This is a genomic window from Auritidibacter sp. NML130574, assembly GCF_003185725.2.
GTDB lineage: Bacteria > Actinomycetota > Actinomycetes > Actinomycetales > Micrococcaceae > Auritidibacter > Auritidibacter ignavus.
In genome coordinates, this window is sequence record NZ_CP031746.1 from 584,170 (window position 1) to 607,989 (window position 23,820).

General features: G+C 63.6%; 14 protein-coding genes and 3 pseudogenes. 10 read left to right on the forward strand and 7 right to left on the reverse strand.

The genetic code is table 11. The features are described from left to right. Nucleotides 1-159: 159 nt before the first annotated feature. From mobF (DCC27_RS12295) to DCC27_RS02725, 3 genes and pseudogenes are all read left to right on the forward strand, one after another. Nucleotides 160-2,694: pseudogene (gene mobF, locus DCC27_RS12295) on the forward strand (MobF family relaxase); the annotation flags it as partial. Nucleotides 2,695-2,752: 58 nt separating this feature from the next. Beyond that, a complete protein-coding gene (locus DCC27_RS12375) occupies nt 2,753-3,121 on the forward strand; it encodes a recombinase family protein (RefSeq protein WP_246840121.1) in 369 nt (122 codons plus the stop codon). Between the two features lie 2 nt (nt 3,122-3,123). Next, a complete protein-coding gene (locus tag DCC27_RS02725) occupies nt 3,124-4,242 on the forward strand; it encodes a recombinase family protein (protein ID WP_246840122.1) in 1,119 nt (372 codons plus the stop codon). A 315-nt stretch (nt 4,243-4,557) separates the two neighbouring features. Here the strand turns inward: DCC27_RS02725 and DCC27_RS02730 are convergent, their stop codons facing one another. The 3 genes from DCC27_RS02730 to DCC27_RS02740 form a co-directional block, all read right to left on the reverse strand. Further along, nucleotides 4,558-5,430, reverse strand: a complete 873-nt coding sequence (locus tag DCC27_RS02730; protein WP_110111000.1) for an exopolyphosphatase — start codon at nt 5,428-5,430, stop codon at nt 4,558-4,560. Between the two features lie 464 nt (nt 5,431-5,894). Then, on the reverse strand, nt 5,895-7,094 hold the full coding sequence (locus DCC27_RS02735) for an MFS transporter (protein ID WP_110111001.1): 1,200 nt from the start codon (nt 7,092-7,094) through the stop codon (nt 5,895-5,897). Nucleotides 7,095-7,112: 18 nt separating this feature from the next. Continuing rightward, nucleotides 7,113-7,694: a TetR/AcrR family transcriptional regulator gene (locus tag DCC27_RS02740; RefSeq protein ID WP_110111002.1), complete on the reverse strand. Its 582-nt coding sequence runs from the start codon at nt 7,692-7,694 to the stop codon at nt 7,113-7,115. Nucleotides 7,695-8,071: 377 nt separating this feature from the next. Between DCC27_RS02740 and mobF (DCC27_RS02745) the strand changes: the two genes are divergently transcribed. The 7 genes and pseudogenes from mobF (DCC27_RS02745) (at nt 8,072) to DCC27_RS02780 (ending at nt 18,506) form a co-directional block, all read left to right on the forward strand. Beyond that, the gene (gene mobF, locus DCC27_RS02745; RefSeq protein ID WP_110111003.1) at nt 8,072-11,551 is read left to right on the forward strand and encodes a MobF family relaxase; all 3,480 of its coding nucleotides are present in this window, start codon (nt 8,072-8,074) and stop codon (nt 11,549-11,551) included. A gap of 101 nt (nt 11,552-11,652) precedes the next feature. Continuing rightward, nucleotides 11,653-13,092, forward strand: coding sequence for a toll/interleukin-1 receptor domain-containing protein (locus DCC27_RS02750; protein WP_110111005.1), 1,440 nt, complete (start codon nt 11,653-11,655; stop codon nt 13,090-13,092). Nucleotides 13,093-13,244: 152 nt separating this feature from the next. After that, nucleotides 13,245-14,249, forward strand: a pseudogene (locus tag DCC27_RS02755) (conjugal transfer protein); the annotation flags it as partial. Nucleotides 14,250-14,826: 577 nt separating this feature from the next. Next, a pseudogene (locus tag DCC27_RS02765) lies at nt 14,827-16,025 on the forward strand (IS110 family transposase). A gap of 569 nt (nt 16,026-16,594) precedes the next feature. Beyond that, a complete protein-coding gene (locus tag DCC27_RS02770) occupies nt 16,595-16,957 on the forward strand; it encodes a hypothetical protein (protein ID WP_110111006.1) in 363 nt (120 codons plus the stop codon). A gap of 149 nt (nt 16,958-17,106) precedes the next feature. Next, nucleotides 17,107-17,658: a hypothetical protein gene (locus tag DCC27_RS02775; protein WP_148707497.1), complete on the forward strand. Its 552-nt coding sequence runs from the start codon at nt 17,107-17,109 to the stop codon at nt 17,656-17,658. After that, nucleotides 17,646-18,506: a phosphotransferase family protein gene (locus tag DCC27_RS02780; RefSeq protein WP_110111008.1), complete on the forward strand. Its 861-nt coding sequence runs from the start codon at nt 17,646-17,648 to the stop codon at nt 18,504-18,506. The genes DCC27_RS02775 and DCC27_RS02780 overlap by 13 nt, the downstream gene beginning before the upstream one ends. Before the next feature lie 307 nt (nt 18,507-18,813). Here the strand turns inward: DCC27_RS02780 and DCC27_RS12770 are convergent, their stop codons facing one another. From DCC27_RS12770 to DCC27_RS02800, 4 genes are all read right to left on the reverse strand, one after another. Beyond that, nucleotides 18,814-19,320: a helix-turn-helix transcriptional regulator gene (locus tag DCC27_RS12770; RefSeq protein WP_110111009.1), complete on the reverse strand. Its 507-nt coding sequence runs from the start codon at nt 19,318-19,320 to the stop codon at nt 18,814-18,816. Then, complete coding sequence (gene erm, locus DCC27_RS02790; RefSeq protein ID WP_110111015.1) at nt 19,239-20,057, reverse strand: 23S ribosomal RNA methyltransferase Erm; 819 nt, start codon at nt 20,055-20,057, stop codon at nt 19,239-19,241. The genes DCC27_RS12770 and erm overlap by 82 nt, the downstream gene beginning before the upstream one ends. Before the next feature lie 873 nt (nt 20,058-20,930). Continuing rightward, nucleotides 20,931-21,716, reverse strand: coding sequence for an enoyl-CoA hydratase-related protein (locus DCC27_RS02795; protein ID WP_110111010.1), 786 nt, complete (start codon nt 21,714-21,716; stop codon nt 20,931-20,933). Continuing rightward, on the reverse strand, nt 21,713-23,818 hold the full coding sequence (locus DCC27_RS02800; protein ID WP_110111011.1) for a biotin carboxylase N-terminal domain-containing protein: 2,106 nt from the start codon (nt 23,816-23,818) through the stop codon (nt 21,713-21,715). Before DCC27_RS02800 ends, DCC27_RS02795 begins: the two co-directional genes overlap by 4 nt. Nucleotides 23,819-23,820: the final 2 nt, after the last annotated feature.

Genomic DNA, 23,820 nt, shown 5'->3' on the forward strand with positions numbered 1-23,820 from the left:
TTAGCTGACATCTGAGTCGACGCTCATGTACTCGACCATCCGGCTATCGGTGACGTGGCCCCAATCAATTGCTATCACGCGTCTTGCAGAGCGAGGTTGGGAGGCTGCCGGCTCACCTGTGTGACGAGCAGGTGAGGGGTGATTTGGGTGACGGTGTCGATGCGGGTGATGTCCGCCGGCGATGGCTATAAGTACCTGCTGCGCACGGTGACGGCCGGCGACGGCGACCGGTCGCTGTCGACTCCGTTGACCCGTTACTACGCCGAGGCGGGCACCCCACCCGGCCGCTGGCTCGGCTCCGGCATCACAGCCCTTGGCCACGGTGAACTCGCCCCGGGCTCGCAGGTCTCAGAGGCACAGCTTCAGTTGCTGGTCGGGATGGGACGCGACCCGATCACGGGTGACCCGCTGGGGCGGGCGTATCCGGTGTACAGCTCGACTGCGGAGCGGGTTGCGGACCGTGTCGAGCAACTGGACCCGGCGCTGGGTGTGGTGGAGCGGGGTCGCAGGGTTGCACAGATCGAGGTGGAGGAGGCTGCGCGGGGTCGCGGCGTGCGGCGGCGGGGTTTGATTTCACGTTCAGTGTGCCGAAGTCGGCGTCGGTGTTGTGGGCGGTTGCGGACGCGGGGACGCAGGCGCTGATTGCGCAAGCCCATCATGAGGCGGTTGCGGCCGTGATTGCGTTCATGGAGCGCGAGGTTGCAGCCACCCGCGCCGGTGCAACTGCTGGGGATGGCGCGGTTGCACAGGTTGATGTCACGGGTTTGATCGCGACGGCGTTCGATCACTTCGATTCCCGTGCCGGGGACCCGCACTTGCATACGCATGTGGTAATCAGCAACAAGGCGCGCACGGTGTTGGATGGGAAGTGGCGGAGTTTGGATGGGCGTCCGATGCATGCCGCGGTGGTCGCGTTGTCGGAGCTGCACGAGGCCGTGTTCGCCGATCACATGACCCGTACGTTCGGCGTGAGCTGGGAGCCTCGGGAGATGGGCCGGGACCGGAACCCGTCCTGGGCCATTACCGACGTCCCAGAAGACCTGGTGGCGGAGTTCTCCACGCGGGTGCGGCAGATGGAGGTGGAGAAGGAGCGGCTGGTGGCCGAGTTCGTCGCCTCCTAGGGCCGGCAGCCATCTGATGCCACTGTGATTCGGTTGCGTGCCCAGGCCAAGCTCGCGACCCGTCCGGAGAAACAGGTCCGCTTCTTGGCGGAGCTGACCGAACAGTGGCGCACCCGCGCCAGCCAGCAGCTCGGTTTGGATGCCACCGTGTGGGCGTGGAGCGTCACGGGTGGGGAGCGACAGTTGTTGTTGCGGGCTGATGATGTGCCGTTGGATCTGATCGAGCAGGTGGGGCGGTCGGTGGTCGAGGTGGTCGGTGAGAAGCGTTCGACGTGGCGGCGCTGGAACCTCATGGCCGAAGCCGCCCGCGAAACGATGGGGTGGCGGTTCGCCACCGTCGAGGACCGCGAAGCCATCACCGCCTTGGTTGCCGAGGCTACCGAACAAGCGTCTCAGCGGCTGATACCGCCCGAGCTAGCGATCAGTCCGGTGGAGTTCCGCCGCCCGGACGGCACCAGCGTGTTCCGGCCGAAGCACTCGACCGTGTTTTCCTCCGACACCCTCCTCGCGACAGAAGACCGCCTCCTGCAAAGGGCTCGTACCACTACGGGCCCGAGTGTCGACCTCGCTGTTGTCGAGGCGATCGCCGGCCGCCCTGACGCCAAGGGGCGGGCGCTCGGTCCAGGCCAAGCCGCTGCCTTGGCGTCGGTCCCCGTCTCGGGCCGGGTCGTGGATGCGTTGATGGGTCCGGCGGGCTGGGAAGACGACGGCGATGAATGCGCTGCGTCGTGCGTGGGAGACCTCGCATGGTGCCGGGTCGGTGGTGGGGTTGGCCCCGTCGGCGGTGGCGGCGCAGGTGCTGGCCGACGATCTGGGGATCGCCACGGAGAACACGTCGGGGTGGTGGACCACCCACCAACACCCCGGCGCCACCTTCCAGGCCGGGCAGCTGGTAATCATCGACGAAGCCTCCCTCGCCAGCACCCTGTCCTTGGACCGGATCACGCAGGCAGCTGAGGAGGCGGGGGCGAACGTGCTGCTGGTCGGTGACTACGCACAGCTCCCGTCTGTTGATGTTGGTGGTGCGTTCAGCCTGTTGATCCACGACCGTCACGATGTTCCCGAGCTGGTCGATGTCCACCGCTTCACCCACGCTTGGGAGAAGACCGCGTCCCTGGAGTTGCGGTACGGTCGCACCCAGGTCATCGACACCTACCTGGCACACGATCGCATCCATGATGGTGACGCGGAGGCCATGACCGATGCCGCCTACACGGCCTGGCGTCACGACCGCCAGCAGGGGTTGGTGTCGGTGCTGATCGCCGAAACGCGAGAGAATGTCACCGCCCTCAACGTCCCCGCCCGCGCCGACGTGATCCTGGACGGCAGGCTGAAGCCGGGCCCCGAAATCACCCTGTCCGACGGATCGGCAGCGGGCGTGGGGGACACGATCATCACCCGCCGTAACCACCGGCGAGTGCGGAAATGGCACGGTTGGGTCCGCAACGGCCAAACCTGGACCATCACCGCCGTGCGTGACAATGGGTCGGTCACGATCCGCCCACCCGGTGCCCGGTTCGGCAACAGCATCGTCCTACCCGCCGACTACGTGGCCGAGCACGTCGACCTCGGCTAGCCGAGGTTCTGTAAACGCACCTACCTCTCACGAGAGTAGGAAGGTGGGCCGACTGATGGGCCAGAACGAGCAGGAACAGACTACGGGATCAGTGTCGCCGTTGCGGGCGGTGGTGTATGTGCGGATCAGTGATGATCCCGAGAGCACCGAGCGCGGGGTGGATCGGCAGGAGGCCGATTGCCGCGCCTACGCGATCGCGCACGGCTGGGAGGTCGCAGCGGTGTTCCGGGCGATGCTCAAACACTTGTCCGATGGGCAGGCGCAGGTGATGGTCGCCTATGACTTGGATCGAGCGGTACGCGACCCCAGAGACTTGGAGGACTTGATCGACGCGAAGGTGCTGGCCGGGTTCACGGTGCGCACGGTGACCGGATCGCTGCGGTTGAACACGGATTCGGATGTGGCGAGGCCAGGATGTTGGTAGCGATGGCGAACAAATCCTCAGCCGACACCGCTCGCCGTGTCGCCCGAGCAGCGAAGCAGCAAGCCATCGAGGGTGCTTGGCATGGGGGCAGGGTGCCGTTCGGCTACCGCGCCGAGTCCGGTGTTCTCGTCGTTGATCCGGTGGCCGGGCCGATGGTGGCCGAGGCCGCGCAGCGGGTGCTGGCCGGTGAATCGCTGTACCGGATTCGCAAGGACTGGAACGAGCGCGGCGTGCTCACGACGCACGGGTGTGCGTGGTCGGATAAGACGATCAAGATGGTGCTGCGCAGCCCCTCCATCAAAGGCGTCCGTGAGTACCGGCCCGTGCTGCCAGATGGCACCCGTGCGAAGACCTCACAGATGCAGGTCAAAGCGGCCTGGCCCGCGATCCTCGATGAGAACACCTGGCAGCAAGTCTCCGATGTGCTTGATGCGCGGAAGCAGGCGCGGAACTTCCATCAGCCCGGCAGCGGTGCTGCGAAGCGCATGTATCCGTTCTCGGGGCTGATCCGCTGCTCAGCGTGTGGGCGGGCGATGCTCCACCGGGGCGAAGTGTATCAGTGCGTACAGGCCAGACGCGGCGGGTGCCATCGCTCGATCCGCTCCGCCGACATCTCGAAACTGGTTGAAGAAGCAGTGCTGGCGACATTCGAGCAAATCACCCTCAGCCCCTCGAAGCGAGCGACGCCGAACGCAGACGCGGGGGCGCGAGTCGGCCTCGCCGCTCGGCTCGACGCCGACCGGGAGCGCCTGGCCCGGTTGGACGATGACCATTACGACGGGTTGATTGATAAGGCGATGTGGGTGCGCCAGCGGGCCAGGATCGCCGAGCGGATCGAGGCCACCCGCCGTGAGTACGCCGCCGCGATGCCCGAACAGGAGGGGCCGGGGATCGACGTGACCACGGTCGCCGCTGAATGGGCGGGCCGTACCCCGCTGTGGCAGTACCAGGCGACCAGCCTCATCTTGGAAGCCGTGCTCGTCCATGCCCTGCCGGAGGGGATGAACGGGGCGACCCCGGCACGTCGCCGCAACGAGACGGTCGAGGCGTTCCACGCCCGCCGCACCGTCTACCGCACCGACATTCTCAGCCGCAGGGTGGAGTTCATCTGGCGGGCCTAACTACTGACCGGGTGCTGTTGGCTCCGTTCCCTGACCAGCGCAGACGGTTCAGGGTGCGGGGCCTTTCCGCATCTTCGGGACAATGTGCCTGGTGGGGCGAGGTGCCGTGCAGAGTCCTCGCAGTTCGGCCAGCACCGCCGGATCGTCCACCGTCGAGGGCAAGCCCTGCGCTTGGCGTGAGACGGCGGCCAGGCGTGCTCCCAACGTGGAATCGGCAGGCTGTGAAGGCGGCGCGGAACGGTCGGCAGCGACGGCAGGGGCGGGTGCGGTGGGGGATAGGTACGACGCCTCTCCCGCTGACCGGCGACGTTCACTCTATGGCTCGTGCTTGTCGGGGTCGGCGACCCAGATCGCAGCCATCAGGCCGGTGTCGCAGCGCAGGGAGTCGAGGGGTTCGCCGCTGAGCGGGCGTAGCAGCACCCCGTCTCCAGTCGGGGTGCGAGCGTGCTTCGGTGCTGGGTGCCCCAGCACGATCCGCAGCAGCGCAGCCCTCGACCTCGGAGGTATCCCCAGCAGCGTCGAGATCGCGCGGTCGCGGCGAAGCACCTCCACCGCGTTCGGCTGGGAGGTCAGGTCACCGAGCCGGTAGGCGACGTGCTCGATGCAGTCGGTCACGAGCACGGCATCCCAACCCGTCGAGGCGAACAGCCCGATTATCTCCGATAAGACGGCGGCGACCCGAGCACGGTCACTGCCGGCGGAGTCTTCCTCATCGTCGGTTGCCGAGTTCACGGCGAACGCGGGGTGATAGTCGGCCAGACTCTTTCGCTCAGCGAACCGGATGGCATCGTGGAACCCGACGAACCTGGACATATGGCGCATCTTGCTCGGCGAGACGAGCATCCCAGCCGCCCGCACCTCGACACCGCAGGTGATCTTCATAGCGCGAGTGACCACCGCCCACGGGTTATCGGCGTTCCTGGTCGAGGGGGCGAGCATGACCTCGAACGCCCCTGAAGCCACCTCCCACTCATCCAGGCCGTACTTACGGGCCAGGCGTCGATACCTCTCTGCCGTGTACCGCATCAGTTCCGCTGCTTCACGGTCACGCCGCCAGGCCCCAGGCCCAGCCTCATGTAACCGGATCAGCAGGGCACGCAAGCCCTCTGGCGTCTCGAACCCGTGACGCGGCGAGCTATCCGGGGCTGCGGCATCGTCGCCTGTACTGGGTGGGGTGTGTTCGGTCACGGTGGCACCTCCCGCAAAGGAGGTGCGCCACCAGCACCCGCACCAGGACGCGCATTGGCGAGTACCTACACCCGCCACTCGTCAGCAGACGCACCGCTTGCACCAAGCAGCGGATGAAAATCTGCTCGTGCTGTGAACTCGTCAGAAGGCCGTATCGCGACCTTGCTTCCGAAAGGGTGCAGAGCCAGAAATCATCCCGGCGCTGTTGGCCGTCAAGTTCGGAGTTACTCGGGTCCCGTCCACGCTGTGACGGCAAGTTGTGTACTAAGACTGGGTTTGAAGATGGCTCGCGTTAGGCCCCGCAGCCTCGACAATGATGCAGTTGCTTTCACGACCTCACGCGACGCTGTGGAACGTACGAGTGGTTGCGCTTGGACTGGCTTGTTTCCGGGGCTCGGCACTTACTTCGACGGAGGTGCGCCCGTGCCGAACTCAGCCGGGCGCACCTCCGAAGTCTGGCTCCGTCAGTTGCTTTGTGCCTCGTTCTGCTGTCGCCTGGGCAGCCGGGTCAGGGCTGCACCGCCGAGGACAGCGAGCACGATGGCGGCGACGATCATTGCTGTGGTGAACCCGCCCTGTTCGACCCCGATGCCTGTCAACTGTGGCCCGAGGGCCAGTCCTGCGGCATAGGCCAGGTTGTAAAGGGCGAACGAGCCGCCCAGAGTAGGCGGATCTGACTTGAAGCCCTGTTCGCTGATCAGCGTGGTGGCCGGTGCCAGCAGCAGCGCCGAGGACAGCCCGAGCAGGGCCATGCCGATCCCGGTCTGCCACAACTGGGTCGACAAGCCGGTCACCAGCAGGGCCGCAACAACGGCGGCGATCCCGCATCCGATGAGCAGACGCGGTGGAGAAGTCGCTACGAAGCGGCCCACGATGGGATTGGCGATGATGCTCGCCAATGCGGCGATGCCGAACAATAGGCCGATCATGGTGCTCGATGCCTGCTCGCCCAGATGCACCGGCAACACCGGCTGAACAGCGGCGAGCACGGCGGCACCGATCGCGATAGCGACGACGATTGAGGCGGAGCCAGGCACCTTGAACACCGCCAGCGGGCCGGTGGTGTCATCAGTTTGCTTCGGCGACCCGGTGATCAATACCAGCAGCAGAATCAGGTCCACGATGGCGATACCAGCCGCCAGCAGGAACGGTGCGGCGGGACCGATCGCGTCAACGAGGAACCCCGACAGAGGTGGACCGACGAGGATGCCAAGGGTCACGGTGGCCATCGCGATGCCCATCATCTGGCCGCGCTTCTCAAACCCGGTGGTGGCCGCGATCAGCGATAGTGAAGCGACCCAGGACATGCCCCCGGCTATGCCTTGGACAAAGCGAGCCAGAAGCAGCAGCCAGTAGGGGCCGCCGAGGGCGAACAGGGCGGTGGCCACCGCCAGGCCGATCAGCCCGATCACCAGTGGAGTCTTGGGGCCGTACCGGTCAACGATGCGCCCGGATATCAGGCTGGCGATAATCATTGCCACGGCGTAGGAGGAGAACAGGATGCCGGTCGCGGCTGGTCCTTGCTCGACCACGGCGGGAAGCAGCGGCAGCACTGGGATGGCCAGGCCGTGCAGCAGCATGTCTGTGAACAGCACCGCCGCTGCGACAGCGGTGGCGCGAGCGGCAGTCGCGCCTCTCGGAGATTTGGAGTTGTTGGTGGTCATGGAAGTGTCTACGTCTTTCTAGGTCAGCAACCCCCTCACCAGTGCCGCGATAGCGGCGTCCTGATCGGCGGGTCGCGGGAGATCATCGGGTCGGGTCACCGCAGTCACGGTGAGTCCTTGCAGCACCACCAACACCAGGCCCGCGACTGTTGCCCCAGGCAGGGCTGGGTTCGCGCGGTCGAGGACGGCAGCGATCTGCTCGCGCCACCCGTCCAGTGCGGTGTGCTTGCCGGTGGTGTCGCCGTCGGATTGTGGAGCCACCAGAACCGTGGTGGATGCCAGCGCCCGGAACAGGTCATCGGAACGCAGGAGCGTCACGAAGTCCGTCAACAGGTCGTGCAGCCATTGCTGCGCATCCGGCACCGGTGCGTCCAGGTCGAACAGCCGGGCACCGTACTCCGCCCATCCCCACTCCAGGGCCTCTGTCAGCAGAGCGTTCTTGGTACGGAAGTGATGGTGCAGGGCGCCACGGGTGAGGCCAGCACGTTCGGCGACATGCTCGAACGTTGCCCCCCGCCACCCCTTCTCCTCGAAGGCCATCAACGCCGCATGCAACAACGCGACCCGTGTGCGTGCGGCTTCCTCAGCCGTGCGTCTCATACAAACAGGATAACACGTATGTTTTAGGGGCAGGTGACTGCTTGCCTGATGCTCTGATCGAAGGGCTTCCGCAGCCCATCGCCGAGTCCGGTCGCCGCCGAGCAGCGAGACCTCTTGGGCATGGACTGACAGATGGCCTTCAACGTGATCGCCCATACGACAGCCTGTGCAGTAGCCGCCGTGCCGCACCAAGCCGGAACCTAGTCCCGACTGAGACAGCGTCTTCTCCAACTCCTGCCGCCCGCTGACTGCCCCCTCAACCACCTCAGACAGCAGCCCGAGCACTCCTGCTCTCCCCCTCAATAACTAGATTCAATAACTTGATGCACGGATGCCACGGCGGGGCCGTGGTGCGCACCTCTCTCATGAGTCGTCTCATGAGAGAGGTGGTGGCAGGTGTGAAAGGCGGCGTGATCCCGTTCCACGGCAACGGTGCTGCCGCTCGCCGGTACGTCGAGGCCGACCGCTCCGGGGCGGACGAGTACTACCTCGGCGCAGACAACGCCATCGCCGAGTATGTCGCGCTCGACGGCAAGGGTGAGGTGACCGCCGCCCGATCGCTGTCACCTGATGAGTACGAGGGGTGGGTGGACTGGCACGATCCGATCACGGGCGAGTCGATGGGCACCCCGCGCAAGCCCGCCGAGGGCACCAAGGGCTCGCCATTGTTCTGCGAGATGACGATCAACAGCCCCAAGAGCCTGTCGGTCGCCGCCGCGCTGCACCCCGAAGTCTCCGAAGCCCTCGACCACGCGCAGCAGGATGCGCTGGCCGAGATACGCCGCTGGCTCGGCCAGCACTCGGTGACAAGGGTCGGCCCGCGCGACGCGCGGGAGGTCGTGCCTATCGAGCAGATGCAGATGGTCGGCATCAGCCATAAGACCTCGCGTGCTGGTGATCCCCACCGGCATATCCACATGCAGATCGGCACCCGCATCTTCGCCGCCGGGAAGTGGCGAGCCTTGGACACTGCTGCGTTGTTCAAGCAGCAGGGCGCGATCCGTGCAATGGGCACGGGGGTGATCGCCGCGCACCCCGAACTTGCCGAGACACTGAGCCGCCACGGCCTGACCCTCGACCCGGTGAGCGGTGAGGTTGCGGAGTTGCAGCCGTTCAACGCGGTCATGTCGAAGCGCTCAGCGCAGATCAATCGGAACCTTGATCGGCTCGAAGCCGAATGGCAGACCACGCATCCCGGCGAGGCCCCTGGCCCGGTCGTGACGGCAAGGTTGCAGGGCACCGCCTGGGCGCACCAGCGGCCCGGCAAGAAGCCCGCCGATTTGAAGAACGAGCAGTGGTGGCAGCAAGAACTCACCGACGCCGGATACGACCCCGAGAATCTTGGCCGTCGTGCCGTACAAGCCCCGGTTGCGCTGGGTGCTCTGCCGGTGCAGGAGGTCGCCTCTCGTGCGCTTGACCGTTGCACCGCCGCATCCTCGACGTGGACACCGCACACCGTGACCGAGCAGGTGACGAGGATCGTCACCGAGGCGGGCGTGCAAGCGACACCGACCCAGTTGCGGGAGTTCATCAGGGAAGTGTTCGAGGTTGCGGTCTCGGATTGCTTCTCGACCCTGCCCCCAGGCTCGGCGACACCGGAGCATGCCGCGCATCTGACCAGCCTCGGCGTGGTCGCCGCCGAGACCGCACTACGCGACCAACTCACCGCCAGCGTGCCGAGCCGACAGCCGAAGCACCCAGACGTGACCGAAGTAGCACGCGCGGCAGGTCTCGATGAGGGTCAGGCCCTCGCCGCCGCTGCGGTGGCCTCAACTGATCCGCTGGTGATCGTGGAGGGAGCGGCGGGCAGTGGGAAGACGACCATGCTTCGCACCGCTATCGAAGTGGCAGCCGAGCACGGCAGGAGTACGCGGGTGGTTGCGCCGACGAAGCGGGCCGCTCAGGTCGCGCACAACGAACTCGGCGTACCCGCTACCTCGGTTGCGGCACTGGTGTACGCCCACGGGTGGCGGTGGAACGAGGACGGCGTATGGACACGCCTCACGCGGGGCGACACCGATCCAATGACCGGCGGCGTCTATACCGGCCCGCCGAGAGAAGCAGTGTTGCAGCGGGGTGAGCGGGTGGTCGTGGATGAGGCCGGGATGCTCGACCAAGACACCGCCCGAGCCCTCCTGACCATCATCCAAGAAGCAGGCGCGACAGTCGCGCTCGTCGGTGACCGCGCCCAGTTGTCCGCCGTGGGCAGGGGCGGGGTGCTCGACATGGCCGCGCAGATCAGAGGCCGTACTTACGACATGAGCGAACTCCACAGGTTCACCGGCCCCGAGTACGCCGCCCTCACGCTGACGATGCGCGACCGGGAGAAGCCCGGCGCGGTGTTCGACCGGCTCGCCGCCATGCACCTCGTCACCCTGCACGCTGATGATGAGCAGGCCCGTGAGCACATCACGGAGAACGCCCAGGATGGCGAGGCGATCACGGTGGCGACCAACGACGAGGCCGCCGCATTGAATGAGCGCATCCGCGCCGGACGTGTCGAGGCGGGCGAGGTCAACGACACCATCACGGCGACCGGCAGCGATGGCCTGAGCATCGGAGCCGGTGACCTCATCCAGACCCGCCGCAATGACAGCGACCTCGGAGTAGCGAACCGGCAGCAGTGGATCGTCCAGCACGTCAACGCCGAGGACGGCAGTGTCTACGCGCGTGAGGTCGGTAGCGGGCGCAAGAACCCCCGCACCGTCACCCTCCCGTCCGAGTATGTGGGTGAGCACGCGCACCTGTCCTATGCTGCGACTGCCTACGGAGTCCAAGGCGCAACCGTCAACGGGGCGCACACTGTCTTGTCGGAGGCGACGAGCGCGGCAGGCGTTTATGTCGGCATGACCCGAGGCCGCGAGACGAACCGGCTCCATGTCGTCGCTAAGGACATGAACGATGCGCCGGCGCAGTTCATCGACGCGATGGAACGCGACCCAGCAGACCGTGGCCTCGACCACGCCACTCGACAGGCAGCCGAAGCCGTGCGCGGCCTCATCGCAGATGGCCTGGTCAGACTTGTTACCGAGGAACTCTCTCGGCTCGACCGCGAGACCGAGCGTGCAGAACGGGCAGCGGAGAGGTGGGAGCAGATCGCCGCGAGGTTCGACACCCAACGCGCGACCCACCAGGCTGAGGACGAGGACAGCGTCGCTGTGCTCCGACGAGCCGAGAACGCCGCTGAGCAGGTGCGTGCCGAGGTCACCGGGCCGCTGACGGTGCAGGCGAAGACTGATGGTGCCGCCTACCTCAATGCCGTCGCAGACGAGGCTGCCGCCCGTGGTCGCCTCGCCACGGTGGGCAGGTTCGGCAGACGCAAGGCCCGTACCGAGCAGTGCACAGCGACAGAGCGCACCCGGACGTTGCGCGGCCAAGTCAGTACCGAGTGGGGCACCGCACCGGCGAACCCTGATCGTCTCCCCGAATGGGCAGGCAAGGCCGCCACCAAACGCGCCGAGACCGACCCCCGCGTGACCGAGGCCGCCCAAACTGTCGAAGGGGCCACCGCCGACCGCGACACGATGCGGAAGCGGCACCGCCAGGAGCGCACAGCGTTGGTCGTCAGTGAGTACGGGGCCGAGCACGCCCAGGCCGCCCGGTACGGGATGCGCCGTACCACCAGCCCCCGCCGTCAAGCGCACGACGCCAAGAACCGGGCCGCGCTACTGCGGTCAGAGGCCAATGAACTCCGCGCCCTGCCGATCACCGACGCCGCCCGTCTGATCGAGACCAAACACGCCGCACAAGGGCAGGCGCGGGAACGTGAGGCACAGCAGGCACGGCAACTTGAGCCGTACGAGCACGATAGCTCTCGTCCTGCGCCGGGTGCGGATAGAACGGAGCGTCGGCTATAGGACGGGTGCGCCACATCTGGCTTGTCTACCGTGCCTCGTCAAACCCTCGGGTAGCCGTGACAGACGGGGAGCACGAGGCAGCCCAGATTAGACTTAGAGCCATGCTCTATGACGTGTTCATTAGCCACGCCAGCGAGGACAAGGAAGCGTTCGTCCGTCCTCTCGCTGAGCGACTGCGTGACGCCCACATCGAGGTCTGGTACGACGAGTTCAGCCTACGTGTGGGTGACAGCCTACGCCGCTCGATTGACCGCGGTCTTGCCCAGTCGCGGTTCGGGATCGTGGTCTTGAGTCCGCACTTTTTCGAGAAGCAGTGGTCGCAGTGGGAACTCGATGGCCTGGTTTCACGACAAATGGCAAGCTCCGATAACGTCATTCTTCCCATCTGGCTCGAGCTGACGCGAGAGGAGGTTCTGTCATACTCGCCGCCGCTAGCAGACAAATTGGCCCTGAACGCTGCCGCGGATTTGGACGAGGTGGTAGCCCGTCTCGTCGAGGCGATACGACCGGGAGGATCAACGCTAGTTGTAGCTCGGGACTTTTTGATTGACAAGGGGTTTGAGCCGCCAGTTGTTACAGATGACTGGTGGCTCGACGTTGCAGCAGCAGCCGAGTCCAATGATATGGAGGGCACCTGGCAAGAACCGATGGGGTGGGGACGCTGGGGCTTCCCTCTTCCAGATTCCACGAACGATCCAGCCGAGCGCGGCGTGAGACTTGGGTGGGCTGCACTACAAATGCAGTGGCTGCTGGCAGCCCAAGAACGACCGATTACGCAGACCACGCCTCCGAGCGAGGTTCTGGAATTCATCGAGACACATATTGGACTCAGCGATATGTGCGCTGATCACATCCAGTATCTCGTGACTTATGCTCCTCAACTTACGATCCGTGGGTTTGGCGGCCCTTTTGAGCCAGTCATTGAAGCCGCCTATCAGCGTTCTATCGCTTGGAGTGAGCAACGAGCGGCCGAGGGATCATCATTCGGTACGGCAACCACACGCGACGGTCGGGTTCCAAGATGTTCCGAGGAATTCGCATTGCGCGACCCGAACTTCGGCGGGTATGAATCCGCCAATATTGCATGTGCTTTCGTTCAAGGGTATGCGGTGTCCAACGGTCCACCCGTTAGGTACTACGGCCACATTGATTACCTCGCATGGTTCTTGTCCTCGGAAAGTGAATGGCTGGGACCCCAAACCCGAGAGTTTCTAACTGAAGGAATGGCATCCTGGGGAGTTTGGATTTGGGATGGGCATGATCGCGAGGCGGAAGAATTGGGGTATGAGATCGACCGCGACATCGCGGGTAAGTTCGGCGACCTTGTGAGCGAAGCGGAGTCGCTAGACAAGTTCCAGATCACAGATGAGGCCCATCGTGACTTGGTGCAACGTTTGAGCTTTAGCGTGAAGCGACTCGATCTGCCGGAGAGCGCTGAAGAGCTGGCGTCGCGGGTTGTAGCACCAGAGTTCCTTCATCACTTATTTGCACACCGTGACCAGCGAAGAGCGAAGAAGAACTCCGGCACGGCATCACCGTAAGGGGCAGCTCCCGTTGAGAGCTATGAGGATGGGCAACGGGAAGGCGGCACGGAGACGATTGATCGATTCGGCTACTCGAACAAGCCCCGCCTACCGAGTTGTCGATACACTTGTACTGCGCACACGCGCACGATCATAGGTGAGTGTGTTTGCTTGACCTCGGGTACGCCGTCGCCGCCCACCGCGCCCAAGGCATCACCACCGACACCGCCCATGTCCTGGTTGAACCCACCACGACGCGGGAGAACCTGTATGTGGCGATGACGCGCGGGCGGGAATCGAACCAGGCCTACGTCATCCTCGACCGACCCGACGACCACGCCACTCCGCATCCGGGCGACAACCCCGACGCCACCGCCCGCACAGTCCTCTACGGCGTGCTGCAACACAGCGGTGCTGAGCTGTCGGCGCACGAGACCATCACCGCCGAGCAAGACCGGTTGGGCTCGATCGCCCAACTCGCCGCCGAATACGAAACCATCGCTGCCGCAGCCCAACACAACCGCTGGACCACCCTGGTCCTCGGCTCCGGGCTCACCGACGAGCAAGCGCAAGCCGTCATCGACTCCGACGCCTGCGGCGCCCTGACTGCGGAACTGCGCCGAGCCGAAGCCAACCACCACAACGTCGACACCCTCCTGCCACGCCTCATCCGAGCGCGCGGGTTCGCCGACGCCGACGACATCGCCTCCGTCATCCACCACCGCCTCGCAAACGCCACCACCCGACCCGCCGGCTCCGGCCGCACCCGCCACGCGCCGCGTCTCATCGCCGGGCTGATTCCCGAAGCCACCGGCCCCATGACCCCCGACATGCAGCAAGCGCTGACCGAGCGCTGCCACCTCATCGAAACCCGAGCGGAAGCCGTCCTCGACACCGCCCTCCACACCCACCAGCCATGGGCCACAGCACTCGGCCCGATACCCGCCAGCGGGCGGGAGCGGCAGCAGTGGCGACGCCGCGCCCTGGTTGTGGCCGCCTACCGTGACCGGTACCAGATCACCGACCCAGCCCCGCTCGGAGCCCAGCCCGAGAGCACAGCGCAGAAGATCGACCGCGCCCGTGCAGAAACCGCGCTACGAACCCTGACCCGCCAGACCATCGAGGACCAGCGTCGGCGGCCCGCCGCCCAGGCGACGCGGCACCTCGACCTGTAACCCGCCGATGGTCGGGCACACGAAGAAGGGGTCTCGCACCGTCCAAAGGGATGGTGCGAGACCCCCGCAAGCTGCCGACCGGGCTACAGCGATCGCTCCGGCGGACCAGCCGCCGGCGACGCGCGCCGTGTGAACTCGGCCGACAGCCCCGGAGGTTGGGTCGCGCGGCCGGCGGTGAGTTCTTCGACGTCGGCAGCGGAGGTGACCAGGCGTGCGTGGCCGGTGCGGAGCAGCTCGTGCGGACCATGACTGGTGACGCTGGTGACCGGTCCCGGCACCGCACCGACCTGGCGTCCGAGCTGGCGGGCCTCGGAAGCAACCCGAAGAGCCCGTTACCTTTTAGGTGTCACTGTTTTCCGGCAGGATATGCAGTGTAGGTAACCAGCTGGTTCCGGCATGATGGTTGCCCCCAGTCGTTGATGATCAGGGGGGTGTAGTCACCGGAACCAGTCTGGTTCGTTCGGATCGCTAATAGAAGCACGCTCCAAATTTTTGTGGGTCTTCGTAACGTGGATGTGAACGCACGAACCACCGGTCACCTTGTTTTTATTGGAACGCACCCAAGAAGGTGATCGATATGGAACCCCAAGTATTCGTTGGTATCGACGTCGGAAAGTCTCAGCATCACGCCACCGCAGTCAATCAGCAGGGCCGGGTAGTGCATGACAAACCGTTGCCACAATCCGAGCCCAAGATTCAGGAACTCCTGACAGATCTTGTCGCCAAACACGGCGAGTTGCTGGTCGTAGTAGAACAGCCGAAAACTATCGGTGCGCTGGTTGTCGCTGTAGCTCAGCAGATGGATACTCAGGTGGCGTATTTGCCAGGACTGACGATGCGTCGAGTCGCTGATCTGCATCCGGGTCAGGCGAAGACGGATGCCCGAGATGCTTACATCATTGCCGAAACTGCCCGCACCATGCCACACACGCTGCGGGGTATCACCGTGGCTGAAGAACAGATCGCGGAGTTGTCAATGCTGTGTGGTTTTGATGATGACCTGGCAGCCCAGCTGACTCAAGTCCGCAATCGGCTCAGAGGGCTGCTGACGCAGATCCATCCAGCATTAGAGCGCGTGCTGGGGCCACGGTTGGCACACCCAGCAGTCGTTGATTTACTCGGCAGGTACCCAACCCCTGCGGGGTTGAAACGCGCCGGTCGAGGCCACGTTCGAGCTCGGCTCAAAAAGCTTGCGCCACGCATGGCAGCACGGTTGACCGATGAGATCTTTAGGGCATTAGCCGAGCAAACGACTATCGTGACCGGCACTCATGCTGCTGAGCATATTATTGGTCGCTTAGCTGCCCAACTACAGCAACTCACGCAGCAACGCAGTGATGTTGAAGCTGAAATTTTGTTGGTGGTTGATGCGCACCCTCTTACCGAAGTCCTGACTTCCATGCCCGGTGTTGGAGTCAGGACTGCCGCACGCATTCTCACCGAAGTGGTCGGTAAAGACTTCCAATCCGCAGCTCACTTAGCATCATATGCTGGCATCGCACCCGTGACCCGCCAATCCGGGACCTCCATCCGTGGAGAATCCCCATCTCGGCGCGGCAACAAAGTGCTCAAACGAGTGCTGTTCTTATCTGCCTTTGCTTCGATTAAAGGCGACCCCGCCTCGCGAGCCTACTACGAAAAAAACGCGCCGAAGGCAAACGCCACAACCAAGCCGTCATCGCCCTCGCCCGACGCCGATCCGACGTCCTGTTCGCCATGCTCAGAGACGGCACGTTCTACGAATCTCGCCCAGCACAACTTGTTCCAGCAGCTTGACGAAAACGATAGAAGCACCCCCCGTTGTGATTCCGCAGCTCTGTATGCTTTCGGTCAACTGGACCCCACAGCGCCGACGTGGCAGATACCTCATCGCAGGCCACCGAACGAAGGGCACCACGCTGAGAGGAAGGCTGAGTTCGACGCTTCCGAGCTCGACCCGCGACATACGGGCGACGCTCTTCGTCCCGCACCGATTTCGCACCGTCTGCGTGCTCATGGCTCTCGAATTTTGCTCGTGTCGACCACGGTGACGGATTCCTGACGGTGATGGGCGGGTGACGCAACTCCGCTCGGTCACGTCACCAAGCGTCCCATGCTGCCGGGAACGCAGAGGTGTACCACCACCTCGGACGCGCAATGCTCGAGGTCTGCGTGTATCTCTGCACCAACAGGGATATCAGTACCTGCCGCGCCGGTTTTTCACCCCAGGGTTGACGGGGCAATGACGACCTGCCGTGCTAACAGGTATGAGGAGTAACCCCAGGGGTGACAAGACCCCGGATGACGCTTTCGGAGCCGAGTGGGTGCGCGTATTGGCGCACCGGCAGAGGGAAGGACAACACATTATGGACAAGGTTGTCGAACGGTTTCGTGCCACAGGCGTTCGACCCGACGATGTTGAATCGCACCTGTGCGATGCTGGTGACCGTCTTTATGCGGTTGCCACCTCAGATGATGACCGGTGGGCAGACGAGTTCGGTGGCCCACGAGCGGTCGCTCTTCTCGCAGCGGAGATCAGCGCACTGATGTTCCACCTTGTCGCACGGGCTGCAAACATTCGGTCTGTCTGTGTGGAGGCAATGCTCGAGGAATTTAGCGCCGTCACGGTCGCTGGAGCGATCGGCGTGGCTCGGCAAAAAGTCTACGAGCTTGCCAAACCCGAGGCGGACAAGGACTACCTGGACCATTCCCCTTGGAGGATCGAATGAACGACATGAAAGAACAAATCCAGCTCCCTGTTCCGGCTGAAAGACAGCTGTTGCATCCGATACATATCGGGCAGGCATGAGCTGTTTACATCCGCGGATGGTGGTTCGCACGCCTGGGCCCAATCCTCGTGGCGGTTGCACTCGGAGCTGTGATCTGGCTACTTAATAACAACCTACTCCCGGCACTCCTGGCAGCGCTAACGACCTACGCTATCGGCATCGTGGCCGGGCGCTGGTACACTGCTCGGGCGTGGGACTTTGTACCCCGAAAGCGACAGCTGCAGCGCGAGCTGATGGGGTGGAGGCGGGGCGCGGCAGGCATCGATGCAGTCGCGCTAGTCACCGCGACGATTGCTTTCGTGCTCGTTGCTCACGCTCACCGGGTCCCACTCGCGGTGCTCGTCTTCGCTCTCGGCGCAGTTGTGATCATCGGGCTGTTGCAAGGGGGCGAGCTCGTATACCTCGCTACTCGGACGGCAACTCGCCGAGATGCGCTTCCGAAGATCGTGATGCTGATAGCCGTGGTCATCTCGGGTTTGATCGCAGTGCTGATCGGGATCGGTACTGCCTGGCACCCGCAATTGGTGTGGGTTGCGCTCCTCGGTGGCGGAACGGTGCTGGCGGCGCAAACCCTCTGGTGGGTCTTCGTCGTCTCTCGGCGTAGGCAGGACGCGACGGTGCGACCGCGATGTCCGCAGTGACCCCCAAGGACCGCGCCCGCCTGGCGGAGCTGGGAAAAATGCATGACCTCTGGTCGCCCAACGACGAGCCAGTCCTCTTCGACTCCGGAGCAGAGAACACGACCATCGCTGTCGGGGACTATATCGTGCGGTGTTCGGCTGACCACGAAGCCCTCAACCGCGAAGTGCACCTGCTCGATACGCTCGCGCACGTCACCTCGGTCCCAATCCCGATACCAGTGTTTTATGAGGCCGAACTCGGCACGTTTGTCTACAGGAGACTTCGTGGCACGCCACTGCTTCGTCGACGAAAGCGGGACTCGACGGAGGTTCGGCAGGCCATCATCGATGCGTTGTCGGCCTTCCGCCGATTTGTGCCGGCTTCGCAACTGCCGGCTGATCGGTATCCATATCACGCCTGGCATCAGGACGCTGTGCGTAGCTACCGGGCGGTGCGTGGTCACCTAAGTGCGGGGCAGGGACGTCTCATTCGCGCGTTCCTGGACGAGCCGCCCCCGCCGACACGGTCGCTCCTTATCGCACAGCACAACGATCTGGGGGCCGAACACATTCTCGTCGATGACCACGGAACAGTGACTGGCATCATCGATTGGACCGATGTGGCGCTCACCGACCCTGCCCGTGACATTGGATCCATCTACCGGGACCTGGGGCCTGAGGCGGCCAGTCACATTGGGGAAGCGTTGAACGGGCCCCTGACTGAAGACGAGCTACATCGCTTCCGCTTCCACGCCCGGTGCAGATGGCTTGAGGACGTCGTCTTCGGTCTCAGAGATCCGCTATCGCGCAGACCGTATCTCGACAACGCCTGGAGAGCGTTCGACCATACATTTGGTAGCGCATCATGACTGAGGGGACTTGCCGTCAGCGGGGACTGTTGTGGCACCTAACCTCCGCGAGCTCGTCAAAGATACTCACGTCGTCGTTGAGGTCCGCTTCGCAGGTGACAGCGGTGAGGTCTCGAGCATCCTCGACCACACAGCGCAGGCAAGATCACGACGGTGGGATGTCCCAACGGGTCAAGGATGCTCCGGAACGCAAGGTAGCGTTCCGCGCATCTGTCAAACGCATGCCCAGCCGGCACTCGATTGGCCATGCCAGCAACCGGTCTATTGGCACCGCCGGAGCTCGGATACTGTGTGGGTGTCACCGGGATCATTCCCGGCACTGTCCGCAGCACGGGCATGTTAGGTCTGCTCGCTGGGTTGCGGCGCGTCGATACGCGGATGGGCTGACCCCAACAATCGCGGTGAACTGACGTGCCGCGTGGCCACGGCTATGCCACCCAACTTGTGCCATAGCGACACCGATCGGAAGGTCAGTCGTCACCAAGAGCTCAGCAAGACGGTGGGCTCGAACGTGAGACAGGTACTGAATGGGCGACATTCCAAAGCGCTGGCTGAAGGTCCTGCCCAGCTGCGAGATCGATAGGTGCACAAGGTCGGCGAGGTCACGAAGTCGCCAGTCCTGTGCGGGATCTTGACAGAGGAGGCGTGCTACACGATGTGTGGCTGTCTCAGTCGGGTCGGCATGGCTTGCTGCATTCTCCTCAGGTAAGGGTCGTCGCAAGGGTCTGATACTCATCGGCCTCGCCTTGTGGAAGACGACGGTGCGCGGTGACGCGGTGGCGAGGAGCGTGCGGTTTTGAACAGGTCCACCCATACCGGGACCGGCAGGTCTTTCGGCAGGTCGGTGGCACTCACCTGGTGGCGTGTTAGCCACGCTTTAACTGTCTGCAGTGAGCCGAGCGTCGTGTTGCGTGCCAGAACTTGGGCGATCCCGCGTCCAGGTCCGGTGTAGACACGGTGGACCAAGGCGCGGAACTGACGTCTGTGTGCCGGGGACAACAACGGGTGTTCGCGACGTTGGATGGTGAGGATTCCACCGTCCACGCTCGGACGTGGGGTGAACGCGCGAGCGGGAACACGACTGTGTAGCCTGAACTCGAACCACGGCGCCCATTGTGCGGTCATCATTGTGGCACCACCAACGCCCGCTCTGCGGCGGGCAACCTCCCACTGTACCAGCAGGATCGCCTCACTCCATGCTGGGGCGTGCAGCATGCGTCGCAGTATGGCGGTGGTTTGGTGAAATGGCAGGCTGCCGACGATCACCTGCTCAGATGGCGGAAGCCGGTAGCCCAGGAAGTCGTCATTAATGACCTCCACATGTGACGGGATACGGCCTGCCAAACGCTTTGCGAGCTGAGGGTCGATCTCGACGACAGTGACCGCTCGCCCCAGCTGGGCCAGTGGCGTGGTGAGGGCTCCATCACCGGGGCCGATCTCGATAATCGGGCCTTTGGTCGCGGCCACGAGTCGGGTTATCGTGGCGATGATTGATGGGTCAGTGAGGAAGTTTTGGCCGTGTTCATGACGGCCACCGTGATAGGTAGGCACTGTTTGCTCCGTGGTGGTTGTGGAACCGGGCACGATGAATAAACCGCCCGGCCGGGTGATTTCTCCGGAGGCAGGAGCAACAACGGGGAGTGTGCTCGCCGCCGTTAGCGGCGGCGCAGACGCAGTGAAGCAGTGCCGTAAAACAACATGCCAACTAGTGTAGGTGACCCACCGTCACTCGACGACCCCATAGCCCGTCCATGCATCAAAGATGCGCAGATCCGTATCATCGCGGGCCATCACGAATTCATGCGCCTCTGCGACCACAGGTGCTCTGCACTATCGAGGTCAGCTCCGTGAGAGATCTCGATAAGGTTGCTAGGCGCCGTAGCGGCCGGTGGTGGAACGCTTTCGACGCGCCTGTTTGAGGAGCGGATAATGTGGGCAGATGTCGGCTCGAAATTTCTGCCACGCCCCATCGCGACCGACGGCAACGACCAATGGGTGCTCGGCGTTCCTACCTCGTTGTTTCGCCGAAGTGGGTAGCCTGCTCGGGGGCGGGCTGGCTCGGTGGTGGCATGACTGTTTGGGGATATGGTCTACGTGCCCGGGGAGCGCAGGTGTCGAGGGACAACTTCAGCGTCTGGGGGACACGCTCATGGACTGCGGTCGGGGCAGGCCTATCCGATCCGGTGTACAGCCGGGATGCTGAGTGGACGCTGGTTGGATCTTCGAAGGGCATGGAGATGCTGACAAATACCACAGATTGACCGGTCCAGTTGGTCCCCGTTATCGCTGATATCGGAAATCTCGGTGCTTTGACTCCAAATGATCAGTTCACAGCCATCTTCACAACTAGTAGCTGAACCTCACAGCGTATGCCAGTAGCGAGCTGGGTGATCAGGCCATGATCGGTGACTAGGCATCGTGGGATCAGGCGTCCAGGACCCACGGCGGATGTTGTTTGTTCAGAAACGCCGTCATCCCGGCTTTGGCATCATCTCCGGCAAAAAAGCGCTGGGAGAGCTCAACCATGTCCTGCTCACGGGTATCCATAAGCTCGAGAACATGACGGTTGACCAGCATCTTTGATGCTTCCAGCGCTGCCGGAGCAGCTTTGCGTAAGTCGGTCAGAATCTCCTCGACCGTGCCGTCAACAGAACCATCGGTGTCAGTGATGGCATGAGAAATGAAGCCTGCTGACAGCGCTTCGTCTGGGGTGATGGTGCGTGCCCGAAGAAGCCAACCTGCTGCGGTTCGGTCACCAAGCCGGGCTAAGACCACGGGCGCGATCATGGCGGCGACGACCCCGATCCGCACTTCGGTGAGCCCGAAAGTGGACTGCGGACCCGCGACGACAAAGTCGCAGGCAGCCACAAAGCCCATTCCACCGGCCCTGACATGACCGTGGACCGCTGCGATGATCGGTTTAGGGCATGTTAGCAACTCACGGATGACAGCGTTCGCAGTCGAAGCGCCTGTCGTCGGCGTGCCACCTTCGGTGTCGTTTAAGGAGTGGTCTTTCAGATCTGCACCAGCGCAGAACACCGAACCGGTGTGAGTCAGCACGATACTGCGTACCGAATCATCAGCACTGGCCCGGTCCAACCCCTCAGAGATGCCCTGCAGTAGTGCCTGGTTGATCGCGTTGCGATTCTCCGGTGCATCGAGTGTCAGGGTCGCCGTTGACCCCTCGAGGGTATAGACCACGCTCGTCATGCTGTGACAGCCTCCTTTTCACTCTGGGCAACAATTACGGCCAGCACGGCACCAACGTCAACACGATCACCGACACTGACCGTGAGCTGTTCGACAATGCCATCAGCATCGCTGGTGATGGCGTGCTCCATTTTCATAGCTTCCACCCACAGGATTTTTTGGCCTGCCACCACGGCGTCACCAACTGTTGCCTCGATATGTACCACGGTGCCTGGCATGGGCGCGATCAGGCTACCCGGTGCAGAGACCGTCTCCGGATCGGTGAAGTGTTCGACCTCAGTGAGCGTTACGGACCGTTCGGACCCGGTGACGACCACTTGACGGCCCGTTCGTGACACGACGAAACGTCGCTCCACATCGTCGATGCGCAGCCGCACGACAGCCGAGGATGCCGAGACGACCTCCACGCTGTTAACGTCAGGCACCGAGCTGGGGGAGATCTCCCAGCCATACCGACGTTGGCGATAGTCGATGGAGATCTCCTGGCTACCGAGAAGGAAGGCGCGAGTTCGCCAGTCGGGGTGGAACAACCGCCACCCACCAATGCGCGGTCGCGGATTCTCCTCGGCGATGTGGCGGGCCAATGCCTGGTCTGCGTTCTCTGGTGCGCCGAGCACCACCACGCCATCGGGGCACGCGGGAGCGCCTTCGGCCACAGCTGCCGCCGTAGCGATGGCTGCCACCACGGCAAACAACCTTGTGGTGGTCTCGTCAGTGGCCGGCGTGAACACAGCAGGATGATCCTCTAAGTAGGAGGTGGCGGTGTGCCCCGAGAGAAAATCCTCTTCGCCCAGGATGCTCACGAGCAGGTCGGCATTGGTGACGGGGCCGTCCCACACCATCCTTTCCAGAGCTGAGGCAAGTTTGCGTGCGGCACCGTGCCGGGTTGGGGCAACACCAATCATCTTCGCGATCATCGGATCGTAATCGGTGCCCATCACATCTCCGGCTTGGACACCAGCATCGAGACGAATTGCCGGGTGTCCGGGTGCTGGGTTGTTGAAGACAGCGTCCACTTCCGGCACCAAGAACTCTCGGATCGGTCCGGCTTGGGGCGACCAATTCTGCGTGGGGTCCTCGGCGTAGAGGCGCACTTCAATGGCATGTCCCTGAGCCCGGGGTTCGTCACCGACCAGCTCTGCCCCGGCCGCGATGTCCAACTGCAACCCAACGAGGTCGAGCCCGGTGGTACATTCAGTCACCGGGTGTTCGACCTGCAAGCGGGTATTCATTTCCAGGAAGTAAAAGGACCCGTCCTCGTCGGCCAAGAACTCAACGGTTCCTGCTCCGATATACCCCAGCCGTTGCACCGCGTTGCGAGCGGCCTGATAGAGACGTTCACGCATTCGCGCGCCCCGGCGTTCAACCAGCGGAGCGGGCGCCTCTTCGATAATCTTCTGGTGGCGACGCTGAATCGAACATTCTCGTTCTCCCACTGCCCAGGCGTTGCCGGCCCGGTCACCAAACACTTGGACCTCGATATGGTGCCCGGTAGGAATATAGCGCTCACAGAAAACCGTGGGATCGCCGAAGGCACTGGCGGCCTCGCGCGAGGCCGAGGACACGGTGTCAGCAAGCTCATCGAGACGTTCCACAATCCGCATCCCGCGACCGCCACCACCTGCTGAGGCTTTGACGAGCACCGGTAACTCAGCTTCGGTGATGGATTCGGGGTCGAGATCCGTCAAGACCGGTACGCCGGCCTGCTCCATGAGGCGCTTGGACTCGATTTTGGACCCCATCTGTTCAAGAGAAGCGGGATCCGGACCGATCCAGATCAATCCGGCCTCGATAACAGCTCGGGCGAAGCCAGCGTTCTCGGACAGGAACCCGTAGCCGGGGTGAATCGCATCGGCGCCCATTTTCTGGGCGGCCGCAATCACGAGCTCGGCACGCAGGTAGGTGTCTGCTGGGGCGGTACCCGGCAGACGCACGGCAAGATCGGCTTCGGCGACGAACGGAGCATGGGCATCCGCATCGGAAAATACCGCTGCGGTTCCGATCCCGCGGGCTTTGCATGTGGCGAAGACCCGTCGAGCGATTTCCCCACGGTTGGCGACGAGCACCCGGGTGATCGGGCGTGTTGTGGTCTGGACAGTCATGT